Source organism: Streptomyces sp. URMC 123, assembly GCF_051386515.1.
Taxonomy (GTDB): Bacteria; Actinomycetota; Actinomycetes; order Streptomycetales; family Streptomycetaceae; genus Streptomyces.
On sequence record NZ_JBPQTV010000040.1, the window covers coordinates 16,816 to 29,367 of the forward strand.

Annotated in this window: 12 protein-coding genes, 2 tRNA genes and 1 pseudogene; 13 read left to right on the forward strand and 2 right to left on the reverse strand. The window is 73.4% G+C overall.

Annotated elements, in window-relative coordinates; translation table 11 throughout:
- The first annotated feature begins 68 nt into the window (after positions 1-68).
- Positions 69-800, forward strand: a complete 732-nt coding sequence (locus ACSNOD_RS08060) for a hypothetical protein (RefSeq protein ID WP_436766085.1) — start codon at positions 69-71, stop codon at positions 798-800.
- Positions 801-1,064: 264 nt separating this feature from the next.
- Positions 1,065-2,216 carry a hypothetical protein gene (locus ACSNOD_RS08065; RefSeq protein WP_436766086.1) on the forward strand — a complete coding sequence of 384 codons (1,152 nt, stop codon included), beginning with the start codon at positions 1,065-1,067 and terminating at the stop codon, positions 2,214-2,216.
- On the opposite strand, the gene ACSNOD_RS08070 is transcribed toward ACSNOD_RS08065, so the two are convergent.
- Positions 2,185-3,390 (reverse strand): M48 family metallopeptidase, encoded by a 1,206-nt coding sequence (locus tag ACSNOD_RS08070; RefSeq protein ID WP_436766087.1) that lies wholly within the window; start codon positions 3,388-3,390, stop codon positions 2,185-2,187. The genes ACSNOD_RS08065 and ACSNOD_RS08070 overlap by 32 nt on opposite strands.
- Positions 3,391-3,479: 89 nt before the next feature.
- Between ACSNOD_RS08070 and ACSNOD_RS08075 the strand changes: the two genes are divergently transcribed.
- From ACSNOD_RS08075 to phsA, 10 genes and pseudogenes are all read left to right on the forward strand, one after another.
- Complete coding sequence (locus ACSNOD_RS08075; RefSeq protein WP_436766088.1) at positions 3,480-3,695, forward strand: hypothetical protein; 216 nt, start codon at positions 3,480-3,482, stop codon at positions 3,693-3,695.
- Positions 3,696-3,796: 101 nt separating this feature from the next.
- On the forward strand, positions 3,797-3,958 hold the full coding sequence (locus ACSNOD_RS08080; protein WP_436766089.1) for a hypothetical protein: 162 nt from the start codon (positions 3,797-3,799) through the stop codon (positions 3,956-3,958).
- Positions 3,959-4,004: 46 nt separating this feature from the next.
- A complete protein-coding gene (gene nadD, locus ACSNOD_RS08085; protein WP_436766090.1) occupies positions 4,005-4,670 on the forward strand; it encodes a nicotinate-nucleotide adenylyltransferase in 666 nt (221 codons plus the stop codon).
- Between the two features lie 45 nt (positions 4,671-4,715).
- Positions 4,716-6,533 carry a LytR C-terminal domain-containing protein gene (locus ACSNOD_RS08090; RefSeq protein ID WP_436766091.1) on the forward strand — a complete coding sequence of 606 codons (1,818 nt, stop codon included), beginning with the start codon at positions 4,716-4,718 and terminating at the stop codon, positions 6,531-6,533.
- A gap of 152 nt (positions 6,534-6,685) precedes the next feature.
- Positions 6,686-7,123, forward strand: coding sequence for a ribosome silencing factor (gene rsfS / locus ACSNOD_RS08095; RefSeq protein ID WP_436766092.1), 438 nt, complete (start codon positions 6,686-6,688; stop codon positions 7,121-7,123).
- Positions 7,120-7,773 carry a histidine phosphatase family protein gene (locus ACSNOD_RS08100; protein WP_436766095.1) on the forward strand — a complete coding sequence of 218 codons (654 nt, stop codon included), beginning with the start codon at positions 7,120-7,122 and terminating at the stop codon, positions 7,771-7,773. The genes rsfS and ACSNOD_RS08100 overlap by 4 nt, the downstream gene beginning before the upstream one ends.
- A gap of 95 nt (positions 7,774-7,868) precedes the next feature.
- Positions 7,869-7,941, forward strand: a tRNA-Ala gene (locus ACSNOD_RS08105).
- Positions 7,942-8,128: 187 nt separating this feature from the next.
- A complete protein-coding gene (locus ACSNOD_RS08110) occupies positions 8,129-8,296 on the forward strand; it encodes a hypothetical protein (protein ID WP_436766093.1) in 168 nt (55 codons plus the stop codon).
- A gap of 3 nt (positions 8,297-8,299) precedes the next feature.
- Positions 8,300-8,533 carry a hypothetical protein gene (locus ACSNOD_RS08115; RefSeq protein ID WP_242585084.1) on the forward strand — a complete coding sequence of 78 codons (234 nt, stop codon included), beginning with the start codon at positions 8,300-8,302 and terminating at the stop codon, positions 8,531-8,533.
- A gap of 180 nt (positions 8,534-8,713) precedes the next feature.
- A pseudogene (gene phsA / locus ACSNOD_RS08120) lies at positions 8,714-10,669 on the forward strand (O-aminophenol oxidase PhsA); the annotation flags it as partial.
- Here phsA and ACSNOD_RS08125 read toward each other — a convergent pair.
- Positions 10,596-12,149, reverse strand: a complete 1,554-nt coding sequence (locus ACSNOD_RS08125; RefSeq protein ID WP_436766094.1) for a glycosyltransferase 87 family protein — start codon at positions 12,147-12,149, stop codon at positions 10,596-10,598. The pseudogene phsA and the gene ACSNOD_RS08125 overlap by 74 nt on opposite strands.
- A gap of 165 nt (positions 12,150-12,314) precedes the next feature.
- On the opposite strand from ACSNOD_RS08125, the gene ACSNOD_RS08130 reads away from it, so the two are divergent.
- A tRNA-Ala gene (locus tag ACSNOD_RS08130) sits at positions 12,315-12,387 on the forward strand.
- The last annotated feature ends 165 nt before the right edge of the window (positions 12,388-12,552 follow it).

Here is a 12,552-nt window from a genome sequence, read left to right on the forward strand (position 1 = left end):
GGACCGCCCAAGGGGCGGAATTCCCGCTCTCTCTGCCCAAAACGACCGCTCCGGTCTACGCTGGACGGGTGCCGGACGACGTGGGGGGCAGGCCGTTCCCGGACGGCGACGAGCCCGACAGCCGTGACCACGGGGCAGCGGACGACGCCTTCGCCTCCGTGGTCTTCGACGAGGAGTTCGTACGGTCGGCCGCGATCCACGAGCCCACGGCGGTCGAGCGGATACTGGCCGCCGCCCAGGCCCGTGCGGAGGCCGAGACGAGCCGCTCCCGGGGCGGCGGCGGGCCGCCCGACGAGGACTTCTACGAGGACGCCTACGGCCCGGACGCCGGGCTCGGGCGCGACCGCCGGGAGGGCCGGGCGGAGCCGGAGCGGGGCGCGGACGACGCCCTCCACGGCCCGTACGGGCGCTACGGCGGCGCCCTCGGCCCGTACCGGCCGCACCGCCAGTGGCATCGGCCCGTCGCCTGGGTGCTGGCCGTACTGATGGGCGTCGGGATGGTGGCGCTGGCCTTCGCCGCCGTCTATCGCGGGTCCTCGGGCGGCCGCCAGAGCCCCGCGCCGCCGACCGCGAGCACGGGGGTGGACGCCCCCGGAGCGGAGTCGGCCCCGGGAGCGGGCCGAGCGGAGGGCCCGGACCAGGGGCGGGCGGGGGAGCAGGGGCCGCGGCACGGGCCCGAGAGGCCCGGGGAGCGGGCGCGCCGGCCCGCCGACGGCCCGGTCGGCCCCCTGGAGACCCTGCCGTCCGCCTCGCCCGACTTCTCGCCCCCCACCGCCTCGGCGGCGCCCCGCTCGCCCTGAGAGCCGGAGAGGCGGAGAGGCTGAGACCTGAGAACCGCTCCGCGAGAGTCTGAGACCTGAGAACCGCTCCGCGAGGGCCTGAGGGGCAGCGAGCCGAGAGCCTGGGAGCGGGCCCTGAACCCGGTGCGTGGCGGCGAGCGCCGGCGGGTGCGCGAGCGTGCGCCCCGGCGCCCGTGGGGAGCGCCCGGAGCGGGCCGCGAGCGAGCCGGAAGTTGTCCTTCACCACGGCGTTTACCTCGGCTGCTTCCTGCCTACTCTGTTGGTATGGCCGGGCCTGGAGACCCACCCGAGGGGACGCCCCAGGGAGTCCCGGGAGGTGGAGAGGACGAGTACCGATCCGTCGTCTTCGACGAGTCGTTCGTCCGGGCTGCCCGCCTCCAGGAGTTCTCCGCCCGGGAGCGGCTGAGCGATCACGCCCCCGCGGTGCGCAGCCGCCCCGCGTGGAGCCGCGCCAGCGGGTCGCGTCAGGCCCTGCTGCTGATACTGCTGATCGTCCTGGCCTTCGGCACGGCCGTGTACATGGGGGTGCGCCACCCCTATCAGCAGGTGGCGACCGGGCAGCCCGAGCCGCTGCGGATGTCGCTGATACCCCTGGCGCCGCGGGAGCCGGTGCCCGGCGCCGACCCGCAGCGGCTGTTCGAGAGCAGCCCGGCGGCGCAGTTCCGGGTCGGCGCGGAGGGGGTCACCCTGCCCGCGGCGCGCTCGACCTCGCACTTCTCCGACACCCAGGTGGTGGCCGCGCTGGCGTCAGCCAAGGACTACATCGTGCGCTCCTCCCTGGACCCGGCCGTGCTGACCGGGGGCGCGACCCGGCCGGTGCGGCTGTTGATCGACCCGGGGCAGTTCCCCCAGTTCGACCGGAGCATGGAGCGGCCCGCGGACGACGAGCGGCACGCGGCCACGGGCTGGCTGGTGCGTTTCGACGGCGCCCGGGTGGCGCTCGCCGAGTCCCAGGTGCGGGTGCGGGGCACGCTGGCGTTCACGGAGGTGGGCCCGGACCGGCTGGAGGTGGTCGGGGACCACACCTTCGTTTACGCGCTGCGGCCTACCGCCCAGGGGGCCGCCGGCGAAGGGGTGACGGGCCGTCAGGGGGCCCCGCTCGGTGGGGACTTCGCCGTCGGGCAGGGGGCTCCCGACGGCCAGGCGTCGTTGTTCACCGTGCGGCGCGAGATCCGCTTCCGCTTCGACCGCGAGGATCTGCGGGACCACCATCTCGAAGTGGTGCGGATCTATCAGCAGGCCGGGCCGATGAGCTGCGACAGCGACGCCGCCGGCCATCTGCGCCCGCTGCTGTCCGGCCAGAGCGCCACCGGGGGCGGCCCGGCCGAGACCGACCCGTACGGCCGGGGGCCCGTGGCGGCCGCGCAGTGCGGGGTGCTGGCGCCTAGCGCCCAGCCGCACCTTCCCCGCCCGTAGGCTCGCCGGGGCCGTCGTCGCGGGAGCCGGTGGGGCCCGTGGAGCCCGAGGGGCCCGCAGAGCCGCCCGCAGAGCCCGAGGAGCCGCCCGAGGGGCCCGCAGAGCCGCCGGAGCCCGCCGTACCCCCGCCGGGGCCGCCGGAACCCGCCGTACCCCCGCCGGTGAACCGCCCGCGCAGCTTGCTGCCCAGGTCGCCCGCGCCGCCCGCGATGTCGCGCACCAGGCCCATCAGCGGGTCCCGGCTGGCGCGCACCGACTCGGCGTAGTGGTTCGCCGACTCCCGGAAGGAGTCCGAGACGGAGGTCCCGCCGTCGTCCTCGCGCCGGGGGTAGTGCCCGTCCATGATCCGCTGGTGGTCGCGGGTGGCGGCCCACCGGTTGAGCTCGGCGGCGCGAACGGTGGCGAACGGATGGCTCCGGGGCAGCATGTTCATGATCTTCAGCACGGAGTCCCGCAGGTCACCACCCTTCTCGTACTCCTCGGCCTGCTCCAGGAAGGCGTCGACGTTCATCTCGTGCAGATGGTTGCCGCCGGCCGTCTTCATCAGCCCGCGCAGGGACGCCTGGAGGTCCTGGCCGACCAGCAGCCCCGCCCGGTCCGCGGAGAGCTCCGACTTGCGGAACCACTCGCGCAGCCCGGTCACGATCGCCATCACCGCGAGATTGCCCAGCGGAATCCAGGCGACCTTGACCGCCAGATTGGTCAGGAAGAGCAGTATCGTGCGGTACACCGCGTGCCCGGACAGGGCGTGCCCCACCTCGTGGCCGACGACCGCGCGCATCTCCTCCTCGTCGAGCAGCTCGACCAGGCCCGTGGTCACCACGATGATCGGTTCGTCGAGGCCGATGCACATGGCGTTCGGCTGGGGGTCCTGCGTGACGTACATCGGCGGGACCTTCTCCAGGTCCAGGATGTAGCAGGCGTCGCGCAGCATGGCGTGCAGATGGGGGAACTGGCGGTCGCTCACCCGCACGGAGTCCGAGAGGTAGAGCAGCCGCAGGGACCGCTCCGGCAGCAGGCCGCTGAGCGCCTTGAACACCGTGTCGAACCCGCTCAGTCTGCGCAGCGCCACCAGCGCCGAGCGGTCCGCCGGGTGCTCGTACGCCCGCGAGGAGATCCCCGGGAAGCGCCGGCGCTCCCGATTCGGCAGCTTGGCGTGGTCGTTCTCGGTCATGCTGGCCCCCTTTGTGGGCTCGTTCCGTGCCCGTCCCCCATGTCGCCCCCCAGACTAAGGGGCGCCGGTGACAGCGCTACCGTGGAGACATGCCCGACATAGCAGTCATGCCAGTCGCTCTCGCCGCCTCCGTGGAGTCCGCGGCCTCGCAGGGGGGACCCGGTGCCGTGCTGCGGACGGTCCTCGTGGTCTCCGTGGCGGGTGCGGTCCTGCTGGCGTGGTTCCTGCTGCGCGGCTACGGGAGCGGAAGCGCGAGCGGCGAGGACGGGGACGGCGGCGGCCGGAGCGGTGCGGACGGGGAGTGACCCCGGTCGCGGAGTCGGCGTGATCCCGGGCGCGCCCCTTGCTTACGATGTGAGCGCTACGTAAGCGTCCCTGCCCGACAACCTGGATAGGTCTGCCGACGATGACTCTCCCCAGCACTGCCACCGCCCTGATCACCCTGGCCTCCGAGGGCGGGAAGGGCGGCAACCACGACAGCCTCAACCCCTACCTCACCGGTGGCGGCGCGCTGTTCGTGCTGCTGCTCCTGCTGTGGATCACCACGCGCTTCAACCGGGACCGCTGAGGCCCGGAGCCGGACCGGGCGGACCGGGCAAGTAGGCTCTGCACGCATGGGAGAGCAGGATGGGCCCGTGGCGGGTCGGGAAACGCCCGTGACCGGTCAGGAAGTGCCTACAACCGGTCCGGCCAGGCGGCGGCTCGGCGTCATGGGCGGCACGTTCGATCCCATTCACCACGGCCACCTGGTGGCCGCGAGTGAGGTGGCGGCCCGTTTCCGCCTCGACGAGGTGGTCTTCGTGCCGACCGGGCAGCCGTGGCAGAAGAGCCATCGCGCGGTCAGCCCGGCCGAGGACCGCTATCTGATGACGGTCATCGCCACGGCCTCCAACCCCCAGTTCTCCGTCAGCCGCATCGACATCGACCGCGGCGGCGCCACCTACACCATCGACACCCTGCGGGATCTGTACGCCCTCAACAAGGACAGCGATCTCTTCTTCATCACCGGTGCCGATGCCCTCTCCCAGATCCTGGGCTGGCGGGACGCGGCAGAGCTGTTCTCCCTCGCACATTTCATCGGGGTGACCCGTCCGGGGCATGTGCTCTCCGACCCCGGGCTGCCGGACGGCGGTGTGTCGTTGGTCGAGGTGCCGGCGCTGGCCATCTCCTCCACCGACTGCCGCGCGAGAGTGGCGCAGGGCGACCCGGTCTGGTATCTGGTGCCGGACGGGGTGGTGCGCTACATCGACAAGCGCGGGCTGTACCGGACCGACGGTTAGCCCGGGTACGGAAGCCGGTCAGCCCGGCACTGGAAGGGGCCACTGGTGAACGACGCACACTCCGGGCGGCGGCATGCCGCGGGAGGGCCCGAGGACGGCCAGGACCCCTACACCCAGCCGCAGTCGGCGCCGTACTACGGCTCCGCTCAGCAGTACGGCGAGCAGTACGGGGAGCAGTACGCCGGATACGACGCGTACGAGGCGTACGGGCAGAGCCACGACCCGTACGGGCAGCCGGTGGGGCAGGCCGCCCAGCCGGCACCCGCCGCCCAGCAGTACTACGACCCCTATGGGCAGCAGGTCCAGGCGCCCCCCGCGCCCGCCCCCCAGCCCGGCGCGTACGACGGTCACGGCTACGACGGTCACGGCTACGGTGGTGACGACGGCCAGGGCGGCTACGACGGTTACGGCCGGCAGTGGATTCCGCAGCAGCAGACGGAGGAGCAGCGGCCGCCCGAGGAGCCCGCGCCCCCGCACCAGTCCTCGCGGCACCGGCGGTCCCCGCAGCACGAGCAGCCGCACCAGTCCTCGCAGTCGCAACCGCAGTCGCAACCGCAGCCGCCCCGGCAGCGGTCCCCGCGGGACGAGCCGCGGCGGGCCGCCTCGGACTACCGCACCGAGCAGTTCTCGTTCATCGAGGAGCCGGACGAGGACTCCGAGGACGTCATCGACTGGCTCAAGTTCGCCGAGACCCGTACGGAGCGCCGGGACGAGCGCAAGCGCAAGGGCCGCAACCGGGTGGTCGCCCTGGCCGCCGTCCTCACCCTGGCCGTGGCCGGGGGCGTCGGCTACCTCTGGTACGCCGGTGCCCTGCCCGGCATGTCCGACGGCAAGGGCGGAGCCGCGGCGGCGAACGGCCCCCAGCAGCGCGACGTGATCGTCGTCCATCTGCGCGATCTGAAGACCGGCGGCAGCTCCACGGCCCTGCTGGTGGACAACGCGACCACCGGGAAGGGCACCACGATCCTGGTGCCCAACACCCTCTCGGTGAACCTGGAGGGCGGCGGCGGCACCCCCCTGGCCAAGTCCGTCCAGAGCGAGGGCACGACCCCCACCCGCGACGCGCTCGGCACCCTGCTGGGCGCGGAGATCAAGGGCAGTTGGCGCCTGGACACCCCGTACCTGGAGAACCTCGTCGAGTCGGTGGGCGGCATCACCCTCGACACCGACGCCCCCGTGCCCGGCGCCAAGGCGGGGGACGCCCCCCTCGTCCCGCAGGGCCGGGGGAAGTTCCTCAACGGGCAGGCCGCCGTCGGCTACGCCACCCTGCTCGCCCCCGGGGAGCCGCAGACCAAGCAGCTCCAGCGGTTCGGGCAGGTCCTGCAGGCCGTGCTCAAGAAGCTCTCCGCCGATCCGGCCGCGGCCACCGCGACCGTGAAGTCGCTCCACCAGATCCCCGACCCCTCGCTCACCGAGGACCAGCTCGGCGCCACCCTGGCGCACCTGGCCCGGCAGGCGCAGAACGGCTCGTACGAGACCACCCTGCTGCCGGTGAGGCCCGACGGGACCCTCGGCCAGGAGGCCACCGACGGCGTCGTCAAGCCGGTGCTCGGCGGCACGGTCGGGAAGGCCGACCCCAGCGCCACCCCGAGGGTCGGGGTCCGCGACGCCACCGGCGACAAGCAGGCGGCGGCCCGGGCCCGGATCGTCCTCGTCAACGGCGGCTACACCGTCGTCGAGGGCGGCGCCGCCTCCGCGCCGCAGAACTCCTCGCAGGTCACCTACGGCGACCCCGCCCAGGCCGGGAAGGCCCGGGAGGTCGCCACGACGCTCGGCATCCCGGAGAGCGCCGTCAAGCAGGCCGAGGGCGGGTCCAACGCCGAGGTCACCGTCGTGCTGGGGCGGGACTACAAGCCCCGCTGAGCCCTCCTGAGCCCCGCTGAGCCCGGCGGCGGGCACCGCCCGGGCCGGGGCGCCCCCGGCCGCCGCCGGGGGCGCTGACGAGCGCCCGGCAGGTTGTCGGCGCGGCGTGAGACCCTGGACGGGTACCTGTCGCCGATTCGAAAGCTTGGCTAGTGACCGCCACGGACCGCTCCATCGAGCTGATCAACACCGCCGCTCAGGCGGCCGCCGACAAGCTCGCGCACGACATCATCGCGTACGACGTCAGCGATGTGCTGTCGATCACCGACGCATTTCTGCTCGCCTCCGCCCCCAGCGACCGCCAGGTCAAGTCGATCGTCGACGAGATCGAGGAGCGGCTGCTCAAGGAGCTCGGCGCCAAGCCGGTGCGCCGGGAGGGCGACCGCGACGCCCGCTGGGTGCTGCTCGACTACGTCGACATCGTGGTCCACGTTCAGCACAGCGAGGAGCGGGTCTTCTACGCCCTGGAGCGGCTCTGGAAGGACTGCCCCCAGCTGGAGCTGCCGGAGGACGCCAAAGCCACCCTCGGCAAGGCCGAGGAGCACGCCCGCGCGCGTGCCGCCGAGGACGCGGACGGTGATCTGATCTGAACGGCGCACACGGCGGCCGGGGCCGCCGCATCGTCCTCTGGCGGCACGGCCAGACCGCCTGGAACGTCGAGCGCCGCTTCCAGGGGACGACCGACATCGAGCTCACCGACACCGGCCGGGCGCAGGCGCGCCGGGCCGCCCGGCTGCTGGCCGCGCTGAAGCCCGACGCGATCGTCGCCTCGGACCTGCGCCGGGCGGCGGCCACGGCCGCCGAGCTGGCCGCGCTCACGGCCCTGGCGGTGACCCACGACGAGGGCCTGCGCGAGACCTACGCCGGCAGCTGGCAGGGGCTGACCCACGACGAGATCGTGGAGCGGCACGGCGAGCAGTACGCCGCGTGGAAGCGCGGCGAGCCCGTGCGGCGCGGCGGCGGCGAGCTGGAGACCGAGGTGGCCGAGCGGGCCGCGCCCGTCGTCGAGCGCGCCCTGGAGAAGCTGCCGGACGGCGGCACGCTCGTGGTCGTCAGCCACGGCGGCACCATCCGCACGACCATCGGCCGGCTGCTGGGGCTCGAGCCCCGGCACTGGGAGGCGCTCGGCGGCCTGTCCAACTGCTGCTGGTCGATCCTGGGCGAGGGCGCGCGGGGCTGGCGGCTGCTGGAGCACAACGCCGGCACCCTGCCGGAGCCGGTGCTCGGCGACGACGACTGAGGGCGATCGAGGCGGGTGACCGGCCGGATTTCGCATTCGGCCAGGTCACCGGTTAAGCTTCTTCTCGTTCGAAGCGCTCCGGCGCACAGAACAGCGGGGCTATAGCTCAGTTGGTAGAGCGCTTGCATGGCATGCAAGAGGTCAGGAGTTCAATTCTCCTTAGCTCCACAGATGATCGATCCCGTCCCTTCCTCGGAAGGGGCGGGATCGTTTCGTTCCACGCGGATGTCCCCGGCCCGGGCCGGCGGTCTCCCGGCGCTCGGGCCCGTACGCCCCGGTCCAACCGCCGCGCACCGCTGACCCGGCTGCCCACGCGTGGCAGAATCGGCGACGGCCGGAACGGAGGGAGAGCGTGATGCCGACGAGCATCCCCGAGGAGGTCGGCCTCCTCGACATCGCCGAGACCCGCTGTCACGCCGTTCTGAACTGCCCGGCCTGTCGTTCGGACAAGGTCGCCCAAGTGCTCGGCGACAATGGCGGGATCTCCTATGTGTGCACGGCCTGCGGCCATAGCTGGAGCTGACTGATGGGGGCACACAGCCGGAAGTGCGACTGGTGCGGCAGCGGTACGCCGATCGTTCGCGACATGGAACCGATCAACTCCGACTATCAGTACTGGTGCGAGGAGTGCGCGCGGGCGCTGATCATAAAAGGCGATCCCATCGAGACCTACCGCGAGCTCGACGGTGAGCCGATCTACGGCCGTCTGCTCGACGAGCACTGCACGCTGAAGCGTTTCTACTCCTTCGCCACTGCCTGACGCTCCGTCATCACCCTTGCGTGTGCCCCGTCCTGTCGCATTCGGGCGACAGTGGGCGAGTGCGGGCTTCTGCGGGCGAGTTCGGTCGAGTGGCAACCTGTCCGGCGAATCGGGCGTCCTATCCACCGGAGCTGTCGTCGGAGACGCCGGCGACACGGGGGAAGCGACACGGGGGGCCGTATGGCCGAGACAGCGATCCCATCCACCACGACCGAGGCCGGGACGGCGGCCGCCGGAGCCGCGGCGCCCGGCCCGCAGGACGCGCCGGCACCCGTAGCACCGCAGGCCGCGCCGGCGCCCGTACTGCCGCGTGGCACCGTGGCACCCGCGGCGCGGGACGCCGCGCCACCGCTCACGCCCTATCTCGACGCCCTGCCCGTACCGCCGACCCTGCGGCCCTGCCCGCAGGAGGCCGAGAAGGGCATCACCGTCGATCTGCGGGCCGTATGGACGCGGCTGCACTCCGAACTGCCGCCGACCCGGGTATGGGCCTACCAGGGCTGTTCTCCGGGCCCCACGATCGAGGTCAGGCGGCGCCAGCGGCTGCGCGTCGCCTGGACCAACCGCCTCACCGGCCCCTACCCGATCACCGCGGTCGAGGTGGAGCGGGGCGACCCCACCACGCCCTCACCGCTCACGGTGCCCGGCCGGGGCGACGGCGTGCCCCTCCCCGAGGTGGCCGCGCTGCCGGCATGGACGGTGACGCACCTGCACGGCGCCACCACCGGCGGCGGCAACGACGGCTGGGCCGAGAACGCCGTCTCGCCGGGGGACAGCCAGCTCGCGGAGTACCCCAACGACCATCGCGCGGTGGCCTGGTGGTACCACGACCACGCCATGGACATCACCCGCTGGAACGTCCTCACCGGGCTGGCCGGGATGTATCTGGTGCGCGACGACGAGGAGGACGCGCTCGGGCTGCCGTGCGGCGAGCACGAGATCCCGCTGATCGTCCAGGACCGCAATGTCGACACCGACGCCGAGGGGCGGCTGACCGGCAGGCTGCTCCACAAGACGGCCATCCTCGGCCGGGACGCGGCGGGCAAGCCCGTCACCTCGCCTTTCAGCGGGCCGTTCACCCTGGTCAACGGCGCGATCTGGCCGCATCTGGAGGTGGCGGCCCGCTGGTACCGGTTCCGGCTGCTCAACGCCGCCAACGCCCGGACCTTCCGGTTCCAGCTGATCGACGAGACGGGCGCGCCCGTGACGGGCGCCTGCTGGCAGATCGGCTCGGACGGCGGGCTGCTGCCGCGCCCCGTGGCGCTCGACGGCCCCTTCCAGATGGTGCCCGCCGAGCGCTTCGACCTCCTGATCGATTTCGGCCGGCTCAGGGGCCGCACGATCCGGCTGGTCAACACCTCCCCGGACGTGCCGCCGGGGCAGCCGGACATCCAGCGGGGCATCCCGTACCCCCAGGTCATGGAGTTCCGGGTGGGGCAGGAGCAGTGCGCGGACCCGTTCGCCCTGCCCGCGGTGCTCGCGCCGTCCTTTGTACGGATCACGCGCGAGACCGCTCCGGCGCACCGCACCCGGATGGTCGTGCTCACCCCGCCGGGCACCCTGGGGCGGGGCCACGCGGAGATCTGGGAGATGCACGAGTTCACCCCGCACCACCCGCCGCCCCCGGAGGAGGGCGTGATCCAGATCAAGGGGGCCGACGGGGTCGCCCGCAGCTATCGGCGCGGCGGCGTGATGTTCGACGACACCCTGGGTTTCACCGTGGAGCTGGGCGCCTGGGAGCGGTGGAGCTTCCTCAACCTCGGCCCCGGGCTGCACCCGATGCACATCCATCTGATCGACTTCCAGGTGCTCGGCCGGGACCTGTACGGCATCACGCCCACCAGCCCGTTCGACCCGGTGCTGGGCGGCACCCGCGGCCCGGTGGAATTTCGGGGGCGGGCGCCCCTGCCCGAGAACGAGCAGGGCTGGAAGGACACGATCCAGGTGCCGCCGGGTCAGATGGTCGACGTCATCGGCCATTTCACGGGCGGCACCGGCCGCTTCATGTACCACTGCCACCTGCTGGAGCACGAGGACATGGGGATGATGCGGCCGTTCGTGGTCATGCCCGCCGAGGTGCTGAAGTTCCACCATCACAGCGGGGGCCACCATCACGGCGGGGGTCCCCATCATGGCGGGGGCCACGACCGCGGTCCGGGCGGCGGTCCGGGACACGGCGGGGGCCCGGGCGCAGCGCCCGGGTGACCGTCGCGCCGGCCAGGGCCAGGAACGCGACCCCGGCGAGCGGATAGACGGCCGAGAGCAGCATCTGGCCGCCGTTCTGGTGGAGTTCCAGCCGTTCTCCGAACGGGTGCGGGACCCACCACAGCGCGAAGGAACAGAACAGCAGCCCAGCCCCGGCCGTGGCGGCCCACCAGGACCGGCGCGAGCGTCGTACGGCCTCGCCGCCCAGGAGCAGCAGCAGCGGCACGCACCACACCCAGTGGTGCGACCAGGAGATCGGGCTGACCAGGAGGGCGGTGACCGCACAGGTCACCGCCGACCAGGCCGGGGCGCCCGGCAGCCGGCCGGGGCCGGCCAGCGCGGCCGCGGGGGCGATGGCCAGGCCCAGCGCCGCCACGGTCACGGCCAGGGCGGTGACGGCCCAGGGGGCCGGGTCGCCGGTGTGCAGCAGTCGGGCGAGGACCCCGCGCAGGGACTGGTTCGCGGTCTGCTCCGCGAGGCCGACGCGCTCCGTCGCGAAGATCACCTCGATCCAGAAGCGGTGCGAGTCGCGCGGCAGGGCGGCCCACGCCACCAGTACGGTGCCGAGGAAGGCCGCCGTGGCCACCGCTGCCGTCCGCAGTGCCGACGGCGCCCGGGCGGGGCCCCCGGAGCGGCCCGTACGGTCGTCGGCGGGCGTCTCGGGCTCCGTACGGTCGTCGGCGGGTGTGCCGGGCTCCGTACGGGTGTCGGCGGGCGTGCCGGGACCCGTACGGGCGTCGGCGCCGGTGCGGCCCGCCCGGAGGCGTCGGAGCGTCTCCAGGGCGCCGGTCAGCGCCAGCAGGACGGCGAACAGCGCCGGGGTGAGCTTGATCCCGGCCGCCAACCCGATGCCCAGCCCGGCCCAGCGGTGGCCGGACCGCCGGGACAGGTCCCAGCACACCAGTACGGCGATCAGCAGGTTCACCTGTCCGTAGCGCAGCGTCGTCCACACCGGCTCGCACCAGACGACGAGCGCCGACAGGGCGAGCACGGCCGCCGGCCGGGGCACCCGGCGGGGCAGGCCGATCAGCCGCAGGGAGAGGTGGACCAGGGCGACCAGCAGCAGGAGGTTGCCCAGGGTCGCGAGCGTGCGCAGCGTGCCCACGCCGGGCAGCGTGAGCGGCACGAAGAGCAGGGACGCGAAGGGCGGATAGGTGTTGGGCAGCCGGGCGGAGGTCGCCCGCATCTCGTACAGCTCGCGGCCGGCGACCACCGTCTCGCCCTCGGCCCGGTAGACCATCAGGTCGAGCATGGTCACGTGGGCCGCCCGCTGGGCGATCCAGAACGCGGTGAAGGACACCAGGCAGCCGAGGGCGGCGGCCAGCGTGGGGTGGCGCAGTACTGCCGCCAGCGCGCGGGGGGCGCGGCGGCGTGGTTCTGTGCGGGGGCGGGTCGGCTGTGTGGCGGTCACGGACGGGCTCCCAGGGGCGGCACGGTGCGCGGCGGGGGCGACAGTACTCGCGGGCGGCGCCCGGCGCGGGCGGAGCGGGGCCCGGCGGGAACCGATTTGGTCAAAGCCCGGGGGGTCCGTGTAATGTAGGCGATGCCGCCGGGGAAACCGGGCGGGACACAGCAAGGGGCTATAGCTCAGTTGGTAGAGCGCTTGCATGGCATGCAAGAGGTCAGGAGTTCAATTCTCCTTAGCTCCACAGCAAGAGGAAGCGGGCCGTCCGAACAGGGCGGCCCGCTTCCTTGTGTTGCGCCGCCCGCGCGCTTCGTGTCGCCCGCGCTCTTCCTGTCGGGCCGGGCCGCTCCCTGGGGTGCCCCGGTGCCGCCGCGCGCCGTCCGGACGGGCGCGGGGGGGGGGGGGGGGG

Coding starts and splice junctions, on each gene's coding strand:
- ACSNOD_RS08110 (WP_436766093.1), top strand. CDS start 8,129: ATGCCGACGAGCATCCCCGAGGAGGTCGGCCTCCTCGACATCGCCGAG.
- ACSNOD_RS08115 (WP_242585084.1), top strand. CDS start 8,300: ATGGGGGCACACAGCCGGAAGTGCGACTGGTGCGGCAGCGGTACGCCG.
- nadD (WP_436766090.1), top strand. CDS start 4,005: ATGGGAGAGCAGGATGGGCCCGTGGCGGGTCGGGAAACGCCCGTGACC.
- ACSNOD_RS08075 (WP_436766088.1), top strand. CDS start 3,480: ATGCCCGACATAGCAGTCATGCCAGTCGCTCTCGCCGCCTCCGTGGAG.
- ACSNOD_RS08080 (WP_436766089.1), top strand. CDS start 3,797: ATGACTCTCCCCAGCACTGCCACCGCCCTGATCACCCTGGCCTCCGAG.
- ACSNOD_RS08065 (WP_436766086.1), top strand. CDS start 1,065: ATGGCCGGGCCTGGAGACCCACCCGAGGGGACGCCCCAGGGAGTCCCG.
- ACSNOD_RS08070 (WP_436766087.1), bottom strand. CDS start 3,390: ATGACCGAGAACGACCACGCCAAGCTGCCGAATCGGGAGCGCCGGCGC.